The sequence below is a fragment of the Kribbella sp. NPDC020701 genome (assembly GCF_055562215.1).
Map to the genome: position 1 here is coordinate 1 of NZ_JBVHFT010000002.1, position 15,841 is coordinate 15,841.

Annotated in this window: 18 protein-coding genes; 8 read left to right on the top strand and 10 right to left on the bottom strand. The window is 69.1% G+C overall.

Annotated elements, in window-relative coordinates; translation table 11 throughout:
* Positions 1 to 268 precede the first annotated feature (268 nt).
* On the bottom strand, positions 269 to 712 hold the full coding sequence (locus ACZ3HV_RS03345; RefSeq protein WP_465680448.1) for a hypothetical protein: 444 nt from the start codon (positions 710 to 712) through the stop codon (positions 269 to 271).
* Positions 713 to 848: 136 nt separating this feature from the next.
* On the opposite strand from ACZ3HV_RS03345, the gene glnII reads away from it, so the two are divergent.
* On the top strand, positions 849 to 1,868 hold the full coding sequence (gene glnII / locus ACZ3HV_RS03350; RefSeq protein WP_465680450.1) for a glutamine synthetase: 1,020 nt from the start codon (positions 849 to 851) through the stop codon (positions 1,866 to 1,868).
* Positions 1,869 to 2,077: 209 nt separating this feature from the next.
* Here the strand turns inward: glnII and acs are convergent, their stop codons facing one another.
* The 3 genes from acs to ACZ3HV_RS03365 form a co-directional block, all read right to left on the bottom strand.
* Positions 2,078 to 4,012: an acetate--CoA ligase gene (gene acs / locus ACZ3HV_RS03355; protein ID WP_465681687.1), complete on the bottom strand. Its 1,935-nt coding sequence runs from the start codon at positions 4,010 to 4,012 to the stop codon at positions 2,078 to 2,080.
* Between the two features lie 403 nt (positions 4,013 to 4,415).
* Positions 4,416 to 4,859 carry a MarR family winged helix-turn-helix transcriptional regulator gene (locus ACZ3HV_RS03360; RefSeq protein WP_465680452.1) on the bottom strand — a complete coding sequence of 148 codons (444 nt, stop codon included), beginning with the start codon at positions 4,857 to 4,859 and terminating at the stop codon, positions 4,416 to 4,418.
* A 27-nt stretch (positions 4,860 to 4,886) separates the two neighbouring features.
* Entirely contained in the window at positions 4,887 to 5,240 is a 354-nt protein-coding gene (locus tag ACZ3HV_RS03365; protein ID WP_465680454.1) for a winged helix-turn-helix transcriptional regulator, read from the bottom strand.
* Positions 5,241 to 5,313: 73 nt separating this feature from the next.
* On the opposite strand from ACZ3HV_RS03365, the gene ACZ3HV_RS03370 reads away from it, so the two are divergent.
* A complete protein-coding gene (locus tag ACZ3HV_RS03370; RefSeq protein ID WP_465680456.1) occupies positions 5,314 to 5,916 on the top strand; it encodes an NAD(P)-dependent oxidoreductase in 603 nt (200 codons plus the stop codon).
* A 45-nt stretch (positions 5,917 to 5,961) separates the two neighbouring features.
* Positions 5,962 to 6,636: a sugar isomerase domain-containing protein gene (locus ACZ3HV_RS03375; RefSeq protein WP_465680458.1), complete on the top strand. Its 675-nt coding sequence runs from the start codon at positions 5,962 to 5,964 to the stop codon at positions 6,634 to 6,636.
* A gap of 228 nt (positions 6,637 to 6,864) precedes the next feature.
* Here the strand turns inward: ACZ3HV_RS03375 and ACZ3HV_RS03380 are convergent, their stop codons facing one another.
* Positions 6,865 to 7,623, bottom strand: coding sequence for a GntR family transcriptional regulator (locus ACZ3HV_RS03380; RefSeq protein ID WP_465680460.1), 759 nt, complete (start codon positions 7,621 to 7,623; stop codon positions 6,865 to 6,867).
* A 201-nt stretch (positions 7,624 to 7,824) separates the two neighbouring features.
* Here ACZ3HV_RS03380 and ACZ3HV_RS03385 point away from each other — a divergent pair, with 201 nt between their 5' ends.
* The 4 genes from ACZ3HV_RS03385 (at position 7,825) to ACZ3HV_RS03400 (ending at position 11,409) form a co-directional block, all read left to right on the top strand.
* Positions 7,825 to 8,772 carry a glutathione S-transferase family protein gene (locus ACZ3HV_RS03385; protein WP_465680462.1) on the top strand — a complete coding sequence of 316 codons (948 nt, stop codon included), beginning with the start codon at positions 7,825 to 7,827 and terminating at the stop codon, positions 8,770 to 8,772.
* A gap of 2 nt (positions 8,773 to 8,774) precedes the next feature.
* Complete coding sequence (nhaA, locus tag ACZ3HV_RS03390; protein ID WP_465680464.1) at positions 8,775 to 9,989, top strand: Na+/H+ antiporter NhaA; 1,215 nt, start codon at positions 8,775 to 8,777, stop codon at positions 9,987 to 9,989.
* A gap of 71 nt (positions 9,990 to 10,060) precedes the next feature.
* Positions 10,061 to 10,504, top strand: a complete 444-nt coding sequence (locus tag ACZ3HV_RS03395; RefSeq protein WP_465680466.1) for a phage holin family protein — start codon at positions 10,061 to 10,063, stop codon at positions 10,502 to 10,504.
* A gap of 53 nt (positions 10,505 to 10,557) precedes the next feature.
* Complete coding sequence (locus ACZ3HV_RS03400; protein WP_465680468.1) at positions 10,558 to 11,409, top strand: alpha/beta fold hydrolase; 852 nt, start codon at positions 10,558 to 10,560, stop codon at positions 11,407 to 11,409.
* Between the two features lie 55 nt (positions 11,410 to 11,464).
* Here ACZ3HV_RS03400 and ACZ3HV_RS03405 read toward each other — a convergent pair whose 3' ends face one another.
* The 4 genes from ACZ3HV_RS03405 to nth are packed head-to-tail and all read right to left on the bottom strand — an operon-like array spanning position 11,465 to position 14,755.
* Positions 11,465 to 12,637, bottom strand: a complete 1,173-nt coding sequence (locus ACZ3HV_RS03405; RefSeq protein ID WP_465680470.1) for a MarP family serine protease — start codon at positions 12,635 to 12,637, stop codon at positions 11,465 to 11,467.
* Complete coding sequence (locus ACZ3HV_RS03410; RefSeq protein WP_465680472.1) at positions 12,634 to 13,404, bottom strand: NUDIX hydrolase; 771 nt, start codon at positions 13,402 to 13,404, stop codon at positions 12,634 to 12,636. Before ACZ3HV_RS03410 ends, ACZ3HV_RS03405 begins: the two co-directional genes overlap by 4 nt.
* Positions 13,401 to 13,982, bottom strand: coding sequence for a TlpA family protein disulfide reductase (locus ACZ3HV_RS03415; RefSeq protein ID WP_465680474.1), 582 nt, complete (start codon positions 13,980 to 13,982; stop codon positions 13,401 to 13,403). The genes ACZ3HV_RS03410 and ACZ3HV_RS03415 overlap by 4 nt, the downstream gene beginning before the upstream one ends.
* Positions 13,979 to 14,755 carry an endonuclease III gene (nth, locus tag ACZ3HV_RS03420; RefSeq protein WP_465680476.1) on the bottom strand — a complete coding sequence of 259 codons (777 nt, stop codon included), beginning with the start codon at positions 14,753 to 14,755 and terminating at the stop codon, positions 13,979 to 13,981. Before nth ends, ACZ3HV_RS03415 begins: the two co-directional genes overlap by 4 nt.
* 133 nt (positions 14,756 to 14,888) lie before the next feature.
* On the opposite strand from nth, the gene ACZ3HV_RS03425 reads away from it, so the two are divergent.
* Positions 14,889 to 15,566: a Crp/Fnr family transcriptional regulator gene (locus ACZ3HV_RS03425; RefSeq protein ID WP_360364437.1), complete on the top strand. Its 678-nt coding sequence runs from the start codon at positions 14,889 to 14,891 to the stop codon at positions 15,564 to 15,566.
* Here the strand turns inward: ACZ3HV_RS03425 and ACZ3HV_RS03430 are convergent.
* A complete protein-coding gene (locus tag ACZ3HV_RS03430) occupies positions 15,563 to 15,751 on the bottom strand; it encodes a hypothetical protein (RefSeq protein WP_465680478.1) in 189 nt (62 codons plus the stop codon). The two genes, ACZ3HV_RS03425 and ACZ3HV_RS03430, sit on opposite strands and share 4 nt — an antisense overlap.
* Between the last annotated feature and the right edge of the window lie 90 nt (positions 15,752 to 15,841).

The following is a 15,841-nucleotide window of genomic DNA, read 5'->3' on the forward strand; positions in this document are numbered from 1 at the left end:
CCGGCAAACTGTCACACCCAACTGCAAGAATCAGACCCAACGCGCGACTCCAACGCCCGCCCCGCCGAGCTCACCAGACTGATGAAAGATCCGGGCTAGTAGCACCAGCCTCAGAACATATCTCAGATAGAGCACCCGAAATCTGAGATCTATCAGCGGTTCTCGACAAGGTGATGCCACACATGGTCGCTCCTCTCCGGAGATACATTCGCTTCCAATGTATTTGTGGCGATGAGTGACCACAATGCTCGCCTGAGTGACCAACCTCTCAGAGCTGTACGGCGAGAACGCCGAGCGCGAACGCGAGTCCGGTCAGCCCGAGCATGGTGCTCGCGAGCAGGATCAGCCGGCGTTGCAGCGCCGGGAGCTCGGCCGCGGTGGCGAACACCCGGCTCGGCCAGTGCCGCCAGGAGACGTACCAGAAGATGCCGGTTGCGCAGAGCAACAGGAATCCCTTCAGCGCGTGGATCCACCAGTGCGCGTGGGTGATCGCGAGAAGTCCGAGGCCGGTGCCGGTGATCGCCGCGATCAGGCCGACGACCTTCCAGCGGTTGCCTGAGGCAATCACTGTGGTCAGCGCCTCACGGCCGTCCTGATCGGGGCCGAAGTACCGCTTGAGCTTGGGCTGGACGACGAACAGCGAGTACGCCATCCCGCCGACCCAGGCCGCCGCGAGTCCCGCGTGGATGATCGCCAGCACCGTCGTCGTCACGCGACGGAACTCTAGGTCACAGGCCGGTTAACACGGCCGTCACAAACGAGCAACAGGACCGAAATGACCGATTGACAATGTCAGTGGCGGCCGTTGCAGGGACACCTGAGGGAACGGCCGCGACGAAGGGGCAGACGTGACCTACAAAGCCGAGTACATCTGGATCGACGGTACCGAGCCGAGCGCGCGGCTGCGCTCGAAGACGCGGATCCTCGCCGACGGCGCGGAGCTGCCGGAATGGGGCTTCGACGGTTCGAGCACCAACCAGGCGCCCGGCGACAACTCGGACTGCGTGCTCAAGCCGGTCTTCTCCTGCCCCGACCCGATCCGCGGCGGCGATCACAAGCTGGTGCTGTGTGAGGTCTACCTGGTCGACGGCACGCCGCACCCGAGCAACAACCGGGCCAAGCTCCTCCCGATCGCCGAACAGTTCGCCGAGCAGGAGTCCTGGTTCGGCATCGAGCAGGAATACACCTTCTTCCAGGAGGGCCGCCCGCTCGGCTTCCCGGCCGTCGGCTTCCCCGCCCCGCAGGGCCCGTACTACTGCGGTGTCGGCGCCGACGAGGTCTTCGGCCGCGAGATCGTCGAGAAGCACCTGGACGCCTGTATCGACGCGGGCCTGAAGATCTCCGGCATCAACGCCGAGGTCATGCCCGGCCAGTGGGAGTTCCAGATCGGCCCGGCCGGCTCGGTCGAGGTCGCCGACCACCTGTGGGTGGCGCGCTGGCTGCTCTACCGGATCGCCGAGGAGTACGACGTCGCCGCGACCCTGGACGCCAAGCCTGCCAAGGGCGACTGGAATGGCGCCGGCGCGCACACCAACTTCTCCACCAAGGCGATGCGCGAGGGCTACGACGCGATCATCACCGCGTGCGAGTCCCTCGGTGCCCCCGGCAAGGTCGAGGAACACATCGCCGGCTACGGCGACGGCATCGAGGAACGCCTCACCGGCGCCCACGAGACCGCCCCGCACGACGTCTACAGCTACGGCGTCTCCGACCGCGGCGCCTCGGTCCGCATCCCCTGGCAGGTAGAGGTCGACAAGAAGGGCTACATCGAAGACCGTCGCCCGAACGCCAACATCGACCCGTACAACGTCACGCGCTTGCTGGTAAACACCTGCTGCACCGCCCTGGAGAAGGCCGGCCAGGTCTAGCCGCCCGAAACCACGCGGGCGGCAGACCCACACCGACCCCGTGAGGCTGAAACACCATCACCCCCGGGACCACACTGCGGTCGATGAAGCGCGTTAGCGCGCGGATACGGTTGGGCGGGAGCGGGCGCGACGAAGGAGTGCCTGCTGGAGCGCGCGTGGGATGGAACAACAGAAACCCCCGGCCGGAGCCGGGGGTTTCTGTTGGTAGGTCACTCCTCGTCGGATTTGCCGGATTCCAGGTTGGTTCTGATGAGATCCATGACGGTGGAGTCGGCGAGGGTGGTGACGTCGCCGACCTCGCGGTTCTCGGCGACGTCGCGGAGGAGGCGGCGCATGATCTTGCCGGACCGGGTCTTCGGGAGTTCGGCGACGACCATGATCTGGCGGGGCTTGGCGATCGGGCCGATCTCCTTGGCGACGTGGTTGCGGAGTTCCTGGACGACGTCAGGACCGCCGTCGCCGGCCTCGGAGCGCAGGATGACGAAGGCGGCGATCGCCTGGCCGGTGGTCGGGTCGGTTGCGCCGACGACGGCGGCCTCGGCGACCTTCGGGTGCGACACGAGCGCGGACTCGATCTCGGTGGTGGAGAGCCGGTGGCCGGACACGTTCATCACGTCGTCGACCCGGCCGAGGAGCCACAGGTCGCCGTCCTCGTCCTTCTTCGCACCGTCACCGGCGAAGTACATGCCATCCCAGCGGGACCAGTAGGTGTCGACGAATCGCTGGTCGTCGCCCCACAGCGTGCGCAGCATGGCCGGCCACGGCTTGGTGATGACCAGGTAGCCACCGGAACCGTCCGGCACCGGCTTGCCCGCGTCATCGACGACGTCCACGCTCACACCCGGGATCGCCTTCATCGCGGCGCCCGGCTTGCCCGCGGTCACGCCCGGCAGCGGCGAGATCATGTGCATCCCGGTCTCGGTCTGCCACCAGGTGTCCACGACCGGCGCGTTGTTCCCGCCGATGTGCTCGCGGTACCAGACGTAGGCCTCCGGGTTGATCGGCTCGCCGACCGACCCGATCACCCGCAGCGAGGTCAGGTCGAACTTCGCCGGGATGTCGGCGCCCCACTTCATGAAGGTGCGGATCGCGGTCGGCGCGCAGTACAGGATCGAGACCTTGTACTTCTGGATGATCTCCCACCAGCGGCCCTGGTGCGGAGTGTCCGGGGTGCCTTCGTACAGCACGGAGGTGGTCGCGTTCGCGAGAGCGCCGTACACGATGTAGCTGTGGCCGGTGACCCAGCCGATGTCGGCGGCGGTCCAGTAGACGTCGGTGTCCGGCTTGAGGTCGAACACGCCCCACTGGGTGTACGACGTACCGACCAGGTAACCGCCGGTCGTGTGCAGGATGCCCTTCGGCTTGCCCGTGCTGCCGGACGTGTACATCACGTAGAGCGGGTGCTCGGAGTCGAAGGCCTCGGGCGTGTGCTCGGTCGACTGCTTGCCGACGAAGTCCTCCCACCACAGGTCGCGGCCCTCGACGATGTTCGTGTCCTGGCCGGTGCGCTTCACCACGAGCACGTTGCGGACGCGCGGGCAGTCCACCAGCGCGGCGTCCACCGCGGGCTTGAGCGCCGCAGCCGCGCCCCGGCGGTAGCCGCCGTCGGAGGTGATCACGACACGCGCGTCGCAGTCGAGGATCCGGTCCTTCAGCGCCTCGGAGGAGAAGCCGCCGAAGACGACCGTGTGCGGGGCGCCGATCCGGGCGCAGGCGAGCATCGCCACGACCGTCTCGGGGATCATCGGCATGTAGATGGCGACGATCTCGCCGGCCTGGACGTTCAGCTCGAGCAGCGCGTTCGCGGCCTGGCTGACCTGATCCTTGAGCTGGGCGTAGGTGATCTCGCGGGTGTCACCGGGCTCGCCCTCGAAGTAGTAGGCGACCTTGTCGCCCAGACCGTTCTCGACGTGCCGGTCGACGCAGTTGTACGCCGCGTTCAGCTTGCCGTCGGCGTACCACTTGGCGAACGGCGGGTTGCTCCAGTCCAGCGTCTCGGTCGGTTCGGTGGCCCAGGTCAGCCGCTTGGCCTGCTCGGCCCAGAACCCCTCGAAGTCGGCGGCGGCGCGCTCGTAGGCATCGGCCTTGAGGTTCGCGTTCGCGGCCAGCTCGGCCGGTGGCTCGAACCTGCGCTCCTCGTGCATCAGGTTCGACAACGCCTCCGACTGGGCGGTCTCGGACTGGGGTGACTCTGCATTCGTCACGTCGACGACTCCTCCTCGCTGGCTTTCGGCGCGCTGGAGCGCCGGTTACCTTTCTACCAACGCAGACCCCGGCACGGGAACCGGCGTATCGCCGAGCAGCCCTCGATCTGCGCCGAACAGGACCAATTCCGGGTTGGACGGGCCGGTGGGAACCTTTCCCATGGCCCGCGCATCGGAGTGGTCGTGAATCCGACGCAGCCTAACCCCCAGCTCTCCGAGCCGACTGCTTCCGAGGGAGAGTCGCGGAAGATCTCCCGCGCCGCCCGGCGCCGGGTGCACGCCCGCGAGTACCGCGTACGGCGGACTCAGAAGGCGGCCCGGTCCCAGCTCCCGACCTGGTAGGTCACTCGGCCTGGTGGTGGTTCAGGAGGCGGCCGAGGAGCGTCACCAGGCGGGTGCGGTCGGTGGGTGAGAGCGGGGCGAAGATCTCGTCCTGAGCCCTGGTGACCAGGGTGGTCAGGCGCCTGTAGTGCCGGCGGCCCGCCGTGGTGATCCGGATGATGTTGCGGCGTCCGTCGTCCGGGTCCGGCGTCCGCTCGACGTACGCGTCGGCGGCCAGTTCGTTGAGGGCGGCAACCACATCGCTGCGGTCGATGGAGCTGCGCCGGCCGAGCGCCGCCTGGCTGGCCGGGCCGAACTCGACCAGCGTCGCCAGCAACCGGAAATGGTAGGCCCGCGCGCCGCCCGCGGCGAACGTCTCGCTGATGACCCGGTGCGCCTGTGTTGCGCTCTGCGTCAGCAACCAACTCGGCAACTGCGTCAAGACACTCGGCGTCTGGTCGTCCACAGTCCGTAGTCTATCCGTTGGCAAGTCCTACGATTCCCGCGCGTCGAGCAGCTCGTCCCAGTGCTCCGCGGTCCACTCGCAGACCACCCGCATCGGCTCGAGCAGGCTCCGGCCGAGGTCGGTGAGCTCGTACGTCACGCGTCGTACCGGCTCGGTGTGCTCGGTACGGCGTACGAAACCGTCCCGCTCCAGGGCGCGCAGCGACTGCGTGAGTACCTTCGGACTGACCCGCGCCAACGGCACCCGCAGCTCGGAGAACCGCCGCGGCCCATCCTCGAGGCAGCGGATCACCAGCCCGGCCCACTTGTCCCCGCCGATCCGGAACGGCAGCAGAGTCGACGGGCAGATCTCCTCGAACATATCCGTCCGCAAGGCCTCCATGGCTTTCACGGTATCCAATCGGTAACCAGCCTGCCTTCTACTGTCGCCGCATCAGCGATTCGAGGAGGTTGCAGTGAGCAAGATTCTGGTCATCGGTGCCCGCGGGCGCGCCGGCCGGGCGGCGGTGGAGGAGGCGCGGCGGCGCGGCCATGAGGTGACGTCTGCCGCGCGTACGCCGGAAGCCGACATGGTGACGGGTGACGTGACGGATGCGGAGCGGATCGCCGACTTGGCCTTGGACCACGACGCTGTGATCGCGGCTGTGTACGACGGTGGCACCGAGCCGGGCCTGTTCTTTCCGGCGGCGTCTCGGGCTCTCGTCGACGGGCTGGAGAAGGCTGGTGTCAGGCGCCTGATTTGGGTGGGTCTGGCCTCGATTCTCCCCACCGCGGACGGGACGCTGCTGATGGACGGGCCTGGGTATCCGCAGGAGTACCGGTCCTTCTACCTCGCTCATCAGGCGGCAGTGGACACCTTTGCGGCGTCGACGCTCGATTGGGTGTCCGTGGCACCGGCCGGCGACTTCAACCATGCCGACCCGACGCGGTCCGGCGGCTACCGCGTCGTACCGGGGGATGCCGGCGGGCTGATCTCGTACGCCGACCTCGCGATCGCGCTCGTGGATGAGGTGGACCACCCCGCCCATCACCGCACGGCGATCGGCGTAGTGGTCTAGCCGGGTGCTCGCCGGTGGCGTCGGCAGGGCGGTAGGTTCGGCGCCATGGCTGGGGCCGAGGGGTACTTGCAGCAGGCGTTGGAGGTTGCGCAGCGGGCGGCGGAGACGCAACTCGGGGCGATCCGGGTGGCGGCCGCGCTGGTGGTGGACGCGCTGGCCGCCGGGAAGCAGTTCTGGGTGTTCGGCACGGGACACAGTCATACGCTCGCCGAGGAGTTGTACGGGCGCGCCGGCGGGCTGGCCGACGTACGCGCGGTGCTCGAACCCGGGCTGATGCTGCACGAGGGGTTGCAGAAGAGTTCGCTGCTCGAGCGGCTGCCCGGGCTGGCCGACGTACTGCTGGAGACCAACGGGATCGCCGCGGGCGACGTCGTACTGATCGCGTCGAACTCGGGGCGGAACGCAGTACCCGTCGAGTTCGCCCTCGGCGCCCGCAAGCGGGGTGCCCAGGTGATCGCGCTGACCTCGATGGCGCACAGTACGTCGACAACCTCCCGAGCACCCGGTGGTCAGCGCTTGTTCGAAACCGCCGACGTGGTGATCGACAACTGCGGCGTCCCCGGCGACGCCCTCATCGAAGTCCCCGGCAGCCCCGAACGCACCGGAGCCACCTCAACCATGGCCGGCGCCCTACTCCTCCAAGCCCTCACCGTGGAGATCGTCACCCGTTTGGTCGACCGCGGCGAACCCCCAAACGTCCTCCGCAGCCTGAACGTCTAGCTCATCTCGCGCATGACAGCTCCCCGAGCTATGAATTCACGATGGACTGGGGAGGATTTCTCCCCCGATTCGGGGGTAAAAACCACCCCGGTCCCACGGGTAGCTGGTGGCCGGCGTGACGGCGGTCGTCTCGCGGGTATGCGCCGGCCCGGGGTGGGTGGGAGCGCGCGCGTAGCGGGTGCGACGAAGGAGTGCTTGCGTAGCACGCGTGGGATAGAACCCAGTACTTTACGTGGCTCGGTAGGCGACGGTTATGTCGTAGCGGTCGGAGCGGTAGATGGAGCGGCCGAATTCGATGACCTCGCCGGAGGCGGTGCGGGGGGCCGAGGTGATGATCAGGCAGGGGGTGGTGGAGTCGATCTCCAGCAGCTCGGCGTCGCCGGGCTCGGGTGGGGCGGCGACGATCGAGGCGGAGACCATTCCCAGGGTGACGCCCCAGCGCGAGGACAGCTCGGTGTACAGCGAGTTCTCGGTGAAGTCGACCTCGTCGAGGCCGGGGTAGCGGTTCAGGGACAGCGAGGTGCGCTCGATCGCCATCGGCTCGCCGTCGGCGGTGCGCAGCCGGACCAGGTGGAACACCGGGGTGCCGACCGGCTCCTCCAGCTCGCGGGCCAGGTCCTCGTCGGCCGCGCCGACGCGGCGCTCGAGCACCTTCGCGCCGGGCTTGATGCCGCGCTGGATCATGTCCTGGCTGAACGACGACGCGAGCATCCGCGACGGCCGGGGCTCGGCGACGAACGTGCCGCCGCCGGGGCGACGAGCGGCCAGACCCTCGGCCACCACCCGGTCCACTTCCTGCCGCACGGTCATCCGGGCCACGCCGAAGCGCTCGGCCAGGACCCGCTCCGACGGCAGCACGGTGCCGACCGTCAGCGAGCGGGTGAGGTTCTCCAGAATCTCGCGGATCTGGTCACCCTTCGGCCGATCGGTCCGCAGCTCTGTGGGGAGCTCGGCGAGATCGCCTGGGTTGTTCCGTGGGCGGGCCATGAAGTCAGTATCCCTGGGAATGTGCCCGGCAAACCGGTTGCCGGGGGACGCGAGCCGCGGTCGTACTCCTGATCTTCTCCGTGCTGTGTGGCCGCCGGAACACCACTGTTCCGAAGTACCTTGTCAGCCTGACTGTAACGGCTGCCGTCACCTCACGGCCAGTAAGCTCCCACAATCTCGGCCGGGGGTAGTTTTACCGCTATGACTCGCGGACAGTTCGTGCAGGAGAGCTCACCGACGGGCGAATGGAAGCGGCAGGGCAACCGATTCACCGGCCGGATCACCCGCGACTCGCGGTCAGGTCCCGGCGAGGGCCCGGACGATCGGGGCCATTGGCCGGTCGAGCCAGGCCGGTACCGGTTGGTGGTCAGCCTGGCCTGCCCGTGGGCGCACCGCTCGGTCATCGTGCGCCGGCTGCTCGGGCTGGAGGACGCGATCGGTCTGGCGATCGTCGACCCGATCCGCGACGAGCGCGGCTGGCGATTCAGCTTGGACCCGGACGGTCGCGACCCGGTGCTCGGGATCGAGTTCCTGTCCGAGGCATACCGCCGTACGGACGCGTCGTACGAGGGACGCGTCACGGTGCCCGCGATCGTCGACACGCTGACCGGGCTGGTGGTCACGAACGACTACCCGCAGATCACCCTCGACCTGTCGACCGAGTGGGCCGAGTTCCACCGCCCCGACGCGCCGCAGCTGATCCCGGCCGACCGGGCCGAGATGGACACGTTGATCGAGGACATCTACCGGGACGTGAACAACGGCGTCTACCGCTGCGGCTTCGCGACCACCCAGGAGGCCTACGAGGAGTCGTACGACGCTCTGTTCGAGCGCCTCGACGTCCTCGAGGAACGGCTGGCCGACCGCGCGTACCTGCTGGGTGACACGCTGCGCGAGGTCGACATCCGGCTCTTCACCACCCTGGTCCGCTTCGACGCCGTCTACCACAATCACTTCAAGTGCAACCGGCAGAAGCTGACCGAGTTCCCGCATCTGTGGGCCTATGCCCGCCGCCTCTATCAGCTCCCGTGCTTCGGCGAGACCGTCGACTTCGACCAGATCAAGCGGCACTACTACGTCACCCACGACACCATCAATCCCACCGGCATCGTCCCCAAGGGCCCGGACCCCCGCGTCTGGACTACCTGATCATGAGTCAGCACCCTCGGATCAGGCAGAAGAAGCGTGCGTTTCCCCGGATCCTCGGCCGCGAGCGCGCCTTCCTCGCCGACACGCTGCGGGCCGAGACGACGGGTGGGCTGCTGTTGCTCGCTGCGGCTGCGGTCGCGCTGGCCTGGGCCAACTCTCCGTGGCAGGACGCTTACGAGCATCTGCGTGCCACCCAGCTCGGGCCGCTCACACTCGAGGGCTGGGCTTCGGACGGCGCACTGACGTTGTTCTTCTACCTGGCCGGCGTCGAGCTGAAGCGTGAGCTCGTGGTCGGCACGCTGTCGAAGCTGACCGAGGCGGTCGTGCCAGTGGTCGCGGCGATCGCCGGAATGGTGCTCCCGGCAATCATCTATCTGGTGGTGAACCTGACCGCCCGTCACGGACGGCCGCACGGGTGGGCGGTGCCGACAGCGACGGACATCGCGTTCGCGCTCGCCGTACTGGCGATCGTCGGGTCGTCGCTGCCGAGCGCGCTGCGGGCGTTCCTGCTCACGCTGGCCGTGGTCGACGACTTCGGCGCCATCCTGGTGATCGCGGTGTTCTTCTCGCATGGCTTCCACCTGCTCCCGCTGCTCGCCGCGGTCGCGCTGATCGCGGTCTGGTACCTCCTGCAGCATCGCCGCGTGCGTACGCCGTTCCTGTACATCCCGGTCGCCATCGGTGCGTGGTGGTTCATGTACGAGTCGGGGATCCACCCGACGATCGCCGGGGTCGCGCTCGGCCTGGTGACCCGGGTGGTCGCCGATCCCGGTGAGGAGCACGCGCCGGCCGAGCGGATCGAGCACCGGCTCCGGCCGTGGTCCGCGGGTGTCGCCGTACCGCTGTTCGCCTTGTTCGCGGCGGGCGTGACGCTGGGCGGGAACGCCGTACGGGCGATGCTGACCGACCCGGTCGCGATCGGCGTGGTCGCGGGGCTGTTGTTCGGCAAGACGATCGGGGTGTTCGGCGGGTCGTGGCTGACCGCGCGCTTCACCCGGGCGGAGCTGAACTCCGACCTCGCCTGGCGTGATGTCGGCGCGGTGTCGGTGCTGGCCGGCATCGGGTTCACGGTCGCGCTGCTGATCGCACAACTGGCGTTCGAAGGCGACGTCGCGCAGGTGGAACGCGCCAAGGCCGCCGTCCTGATCGCTTCGGTGCTCGCCGCGCTGATCGCCACACTGCTGCTGGCTCGCCGGAACCGCGCGTACGCCGATTAGCCAGATGCAGGGGGTTGGGGAGCCGCGGCGGTAGTGTCGGGGGACGGACGTGTGGAAGGAGTGCCATGTCGATGGGGCAGAACGGGGACGAGCCCACGGTCGGCCAGCTCGTCGCGAATGCCAGCAAGGACCTGTCCAATCTGGTCCGCGGTGAGGTAGAGCTCGCCAAGACCGAGCTGAAGAAAACGGCCATCGCCGCCGGGACCGGAGCCGGGATGTTCGCCGGGGCGGCCTTCCTGGTCCTGCTGGTGATCATCCTGCTGTCGATCGCCGCGGCGTTCGGGCTCACCGCGGCCGGGCTGCACCCGGCCATCGCGTTCCTGATCGTGTCCGGGGTCTACCTGCTGATCGCGGCGGTGCTGGTGTTCATCGGGAGGCGGGCGCTGCGCGGCGCGAAGGGCCCGGAGCGCACGATCGAGACCTCGAAGGAGTCCGTCGAGGCGCTCAAGGCGATCGGCAAGGGCGACCAGGAGGACGCCATCGAGGCCGGGCCCGCCTCGGGCGTACGGCGCTGAGCCCGGCGGGCGTCGTCGACCTGCTGGTCGACGGGCCCTGGTCACACTCGTTGGTGGCGGCCAACGGGGCACGCTTCCACGTCGCCGAGTGCGGCGCCGCGGACGATCCGCTCGTCCTCTTCCTGCACGGCTTCCCCGAGTTCTGGTGGGCCTGGCGGCACCAGCTGCCGGTGGTCGCCGCGGCCGGCTACCGCGCCGTTGCCATGGATCTGCGCGGGTACGGCGCCAGCGACAAGACGCCCCGCGGTTACGACCCCTACACGGCGGCCGCTGACGTCTCTGGAGTGGTCCGATCGCTGGGCGCCGCGGATGCCGTCGTGGTCGGGCACGGCTGGGGCGGATTCATCGGCTGGTCGGCCGCCGTACTCGCACCCCGGCAGGTCCGCGGGCTGGCGGCTGTCTCGGCACCACATCCGTTGCTGCTGGCCCGCTCCGGTCAGACCAAGGCGCTGACCCGCACCGCGTGGTTCCAGCTGCCGATCCTCCCGGAGCGCCGGCTCCTGGCCAACGACGGCGCCCACATCGAAGGCCTCCTGCGTGCCTGGTCCGCCCCGGGCGGTATGTTCCCGGACGCCGAGGCGTCCCGCCGCTATCGCTCGGCGCTGCAGGTCTGGCCGGCTCCACACTGCGCACTCGAGTACCACCGGTGGTTCGCCCGGTCACGGCTCCGCCCCGACGGCCGCAAGTACTCAGCCACGATGCGTACGCCGATCGCCGTACCCGTACTGCAGATCCACGGGGCTCAGGACTCGGCCGTCTCCCCCACCGCGACCACCCCGCCGGATCTGGTCACGGCTCCCCTCCGCCACGAACTCATCACCCCGGCCGGCCATTTCCCCCACGAGGAGGCGCCAGTCCTGTTCAACAACCTGGTGGTGGACTGGCTGCGGTCAGTCGGACCGTAGAACACGCGGCGGCGGGTTTTGGTTGCTGGAGGCACTCATCGACCAGGACCACCACCTAGGTGCAGGACTGGGTGGAGACTTCCTGGGTTGCGGTGGAGCCGTCCTTGGCGTCGTCGGAGACCTGTTCGGCGGTGAGGACGTAGCCGGTGCGGTTGTCCTCGACCGAGGCGGCGAAGACCACGCCGTACACAGTGCCCTTGGACGACAGCAGCGGGCCGCCGGAGTTGCCGGGGCGGACCGAGGCCCAGATCGAGAAGGCCTCGCGCGTGACCGTACGGTCGCCGTAGATGTCCGGACCGCGGAGCCGTTCCTCGGACCGGATCCGGGCCGGCTCGGAGTCGAACGGGCCGTTCTCCGGGTAGCCGAGGACGACGCTCGGGTCGTCGGCCTTACCGGTGAAGTCGAAGTCCAGCGGCTTCTCGGTCAGCTTGGGCACGTACAGCACGGCGATGTCGACCTCGGGATCGAACAGGACGACGGTCGCGTCGTACTTCTTCCCGTTGACCTCGACCTGCGGCGAGCTCACGCCCGCGACCACGTGCGCGTTCGTCATCACCCGCTGCGGTGCGTAGACGAACCCACTGCCCTCGAGACCGCGCGAGCAGCTGGCCACCCCGGTGACCTTCGCGATCCGCGTGTACGCCGTCCGGACCAGCGGCTGCCGGGCGATCGCGCTGTCCGGCGGCTGCGTCTCGCGGATCCGCTCCGGCACGAACGGGTCGAGGAAGCGCGGGAACAGGTCGGTGTTGACCACATCGTTGAACGACTGCAGCGCCCGGTCGGCGCTGCTCGGCAGCACCTCGTCGACCTTCGCCAGCACCTGGGAGCCGCGCACCGCCGAGGTCACGCTCGGGATCCGCGCACCGCTCACCGCGACGCCGAGCACCCAGGACACGATGAGCACCGAGACCGCCGCCAGCGCGGCGCCACCGAGGGCGTCGAGGAATTTCACCGGCCGCCAAGACAGCTTGTTCCTGACTCTGGACCCGACGACGGCGCCCAACGTCCGGCCGATCGAGGCCAGCAGGACCACGAGCACCAGGGCGGCGAACGACACCGACACGCTCGGCGAGAAGTTGTCCAGCACCCGCGGCACGCCCCAGACCCCGATGGCGGCACCGCCGAGCAGGCCGATGGTGGCACAGGCGCCCAGGACGAACCCCTCGATGTACCCCGAGATGGCCACCAGCAAGGTGACGATCACGAGCGCCCAGTCGAGCTTGCTCACTCCACACCTTCCGACTCGTCCCGTTCCCGGTGGCCCAGGTCGTGCTCGATGGCGGTCAGCCGCCGCACGTCCTCCGGCCGCCGTCCCTCGTTCCGCCAGGCCGCCTCGACCAGTCGGTCGGGCAACGGTACGACGATCGAGGGGTCCCAGTCGCGCGCCCATCCGCCGAGCACAAGCATTTTGTCCAGCAAGCCGGCGGTGAAGCCCCAGATGTAGAGATCGCCGATGGTGAACGCCGGCCCGCTGAATCCGGACGGGTGCAGGCAGCTGATCCGGTTCGCCGGGGCGGCCAGGGCGCGTACGGACACGGTGTGCACCGAGGCGACCTCCGCCGGGTCGACCACCGCGACCGGCGACGGCTCCCGCCACCACGCCAGCACCGGCGACACGCCGAAGTTGCTGACCGGCACCCACAGCGCCGGCCAGACCGCGAACGGTACGACGCCCGCCGGATCGAGCCCGGTCTCCTCCTCGGCCTCACGCAACGCGGTCCGAACCAGACCCTCGTCGCCAGTGCCGTCCTCCGGATCAACTCCTCCGCCCGGGAACGCCATCTGCCCGGCGTGCTTGCGCAACGTCCAGGCCCGCTCGGTCAGCAGCACCTCCGGCCCGTCGTTGCCATCGGCAAGCAAGATCAGTACGGCGGACTGCCGCACGGACGGGTCGTCGGGCGGCAGGAACCGCGACAGCTGGTTCGGATCAACCTCCTCGGACGCCTTCGCCAGCTGCTTCAGCCACTCCGGGATCTCCACACCGTCGAACGTCACAGCGTTACCCCCAGCTTGTCCTTCACCAGCTGGTCGAGTTGCGCTTGCGAGGTCAGCACACCGCGGTGCACGAAGACGGCGCCGTCGGCGTCCACGAACGCCGTCAACGGCGGCCCGCCCACCTTCAACGGCCCCTGGATCGCCTTGTCCTGATCGACCAGGTGCGGGTAGGCGAGACCTTCGTCGGTCGCGAACCGCACCGCGAGCTCCGGCCTCGGGTCGGCGTAGTCGATCCCCAGCATCCGCACCTTGCCCGACTTCGCCAGCTTCGCCAGGTACGGCGCTTCGTCGCGGCAAGGGCCGCACCACTGGGCCCACACGTTGACGACGAGCGGACCGCGCAGATCCGCGAGCCGGATGTCCGGTCCGTTGCCCAGACAGGGCAGGCTGACGTCGGGCAGGCCGTTGGTGACCGGTGGTCTCGACGGGGTCGACGGGCAGGCGGCCAGCTTGTCCGCTCCGGCAACCGTTGTCCCGGTGGTCGCCGTGCTCTGGCCGGGCTGTTCGGATCCACACGACGCCAGGACCAGTCCGGCGACGAGCCAGCTGATCGTGCACAGCGCCGTACGGAACTTCACGCCGGGACCTTCACCAGCTTCGCGGCGGCCTCGGGGTCGGTCGGGCCGGTGCCGTACGACGCGCACCACTGGGCCACCGGACACGCGCCACAGGCCGGCTTCTTGGCGTGACAGCGACGGCGGCCGTGGAAGATCAGCCGGTGCGACAGCATCGTCCAGTCCTTCTTCGGGAACAGCGCACCGATGAGGTGCTCGACCTTGACCGGGTCCTCCTCGGTGGTCCAGCCGAACCGCCGGACCAGCCGGCCGAAGTGTGTGTCGACCGTGATGCCCGGGATGCCGAAGGCGTTGCCGAGGACGACGTTCGCGGTCTTGCGGCCGGTGCCGGGGAGCTTGACCAGCTCCTCCAGCTTGTTCGGCACGACCCCGTCGTACTCGTCGACGAGGGCCTGGCCGAGCTTGATCACGCTGTTGGTCTTGGCCCGGAAGAAGCCGGTCGGCTTCAGGATCGCCTCCATCTCCTCCCTGTCGGCCTCGGCGTACGCACTCGCGGTCGGATACTTCGCGAACAGGGTCGGGGTCACCCTGTTCACCGTCACGTCGGTGGTCTGGGCCGACAGGATGGTGGCCACCAGCAACTCGAGCGGGCTGGTGAAGTCCAGCTCGCAGTGAGCGTCCGGATACGTCTCGGTGAGCACCTTGTGCATCTTCCGGGCCCGCCGGACCAGCTGGGTCGGCGTCTCGTCGACGAAGACCGGGGCCTTGCGGGGCAGCTTCAGGGGCACCACTGAGACGGGCCCGGGAAGAGGGTCCGCGACACGCTGGGATGGCATGGAGGCCAGCCTACGTGGCGGCGCCGACACCGGAGGGGCTACGGTTTTGGGGCAACCGGGTGTGAACGACCCGGTGCCGGACGGGTACGATCCCCCGCCCGCAGTCGTGGTCGAAGGTCCTAGGAGGCCCAAAGTGGATGCCGCAGTGCTCCGACAGGCACCGCTGTTCAGTCAGCTCGACGACGAGGCGGCCGACGCACTGGCCTCCTCGATGACCGAGAGCCGGCTGCGCCGCGGCCAGGTGCTGTTCCACGAGGGCGATTCCGGTGATCGGCTGTTCGTCGTGGTGGAGGGAAAGGTCAAGCTCGGCCGTACCTCCGCCGACGGCCGGGAGAACCTGATCGCCGTCCTCGGCCCGGGACAGATGTTCGGCGAGCTGTCCCTGTTCGACCCGGGACCGCGGTCCGCGACCGTCACCGCCGTCACCGACGCCACGCTGATGTCGCTGACCCACGACGAGCTGCTCCGCTGGCTGGCCGGCCGCCCCGAGGTGGCTCGCGGCCTGCTCCTCCAGCTCGCCTCCCGGCTGCGCAAGGTCTCCGACGTCGTCGCCGACCTGGTGTTCTCCGACGTACCGGGCCGGGTCGCCAAGGCCCTCCTCGACCTGGCCAGCCGCTTCGGCCGCACCGCCGACGACGGCGTCCACGTCCACCACGACCTCACCCAGGAGGAACTCGCCCAACTCGTCGGCGCCTCCCGCGAAACGGTCAACAAGGCCCTCGCCGACTTCGCCTCCCGAGGCTGGGTCCGCCTCGAACCCCGCTCGGTAGTCCTCCTGGACGTAGACCGCCTCCAACGCCGAGCCCGCTAACCCACCCCACCCCGCCCCCGCCCGGCCGCCGGTCGGGGTCGTCCGGCCGCTCCGACCTGCTCGACCACCCGGTCCAGCCACCGCACGGTCCGCCGCTCGCCCAGCCGCACGGTCCGCCGCTCGCCCAGCCGCACGGTCCGCCGCTCGCCCAGCCGCACGGTCCGCCGGTCGCCCAGCCGCCGCACGGTCCGCCGGGCGAACCCTCCAACTCAGTGGGCATCCCCTCAGTTGGAGGGTTGCCCCCCTCAGATTCTCAGTGGGCAACCCTCCAGCTC

Coding starts and splice junctions, on each gene's coding strand:
- acs (WP_465681687.1), bottom strand. CDS start 4,012: ATGCACGAGGAGCGCAGGTTCGAGCCACCGGCCGAGCTGGCCGCGAAC.
- ACZ3HV_RS03365 (WP_465680454.1), bottom strand. CDS start 5,240: ATGGAGGCCTTGCGGACGGATATGTTCGAGGAGATCTGCCCGTCGACT.
- ACZ3HV_RS03375 (WP_465680458.1), top strand. CDS start 5,962: ATGGCTGGGGCCGAGGGGTACTTGCAGCAGGCGTTGGAGGTTGCGCAG.
- ACZ3HV_RS03380 (WP_465680460.1), bottom strand. CDS start 7,623: ATGGCCCGCCCACGGAACAACCCAGGCGATCTCGCCGAGCTCCCCACA.
- ACZ3HV_RS03385 (WP_465680462.1), top strand. CDS start 7,825: ATGACTCGCGGACAGTTCGTGCAGGAGAGCTCACCGACGGGCGAATGG.
- nhaA (WP_465680464.1), top strand. CDS start 8,775: ATGAGTCAGCACCCTCGGATCAGGCAGAAGAAGCGTGCGTTTCCCCGG.
- ACZ3HV_RS03395 (WP_465680466.1), top strand. CDS start 10,061: ATGGGGCAGAACGGGGACGAGCCCACGGTCGGCCAGCTCGTCGCGAAT.
- nth (WP_465680476.1), bottom strand. CDS start 14,755: ATGCCATCCCAGCGTGTCGCGGACCCTCTTCCCGGGCCCGTCTCAGTG.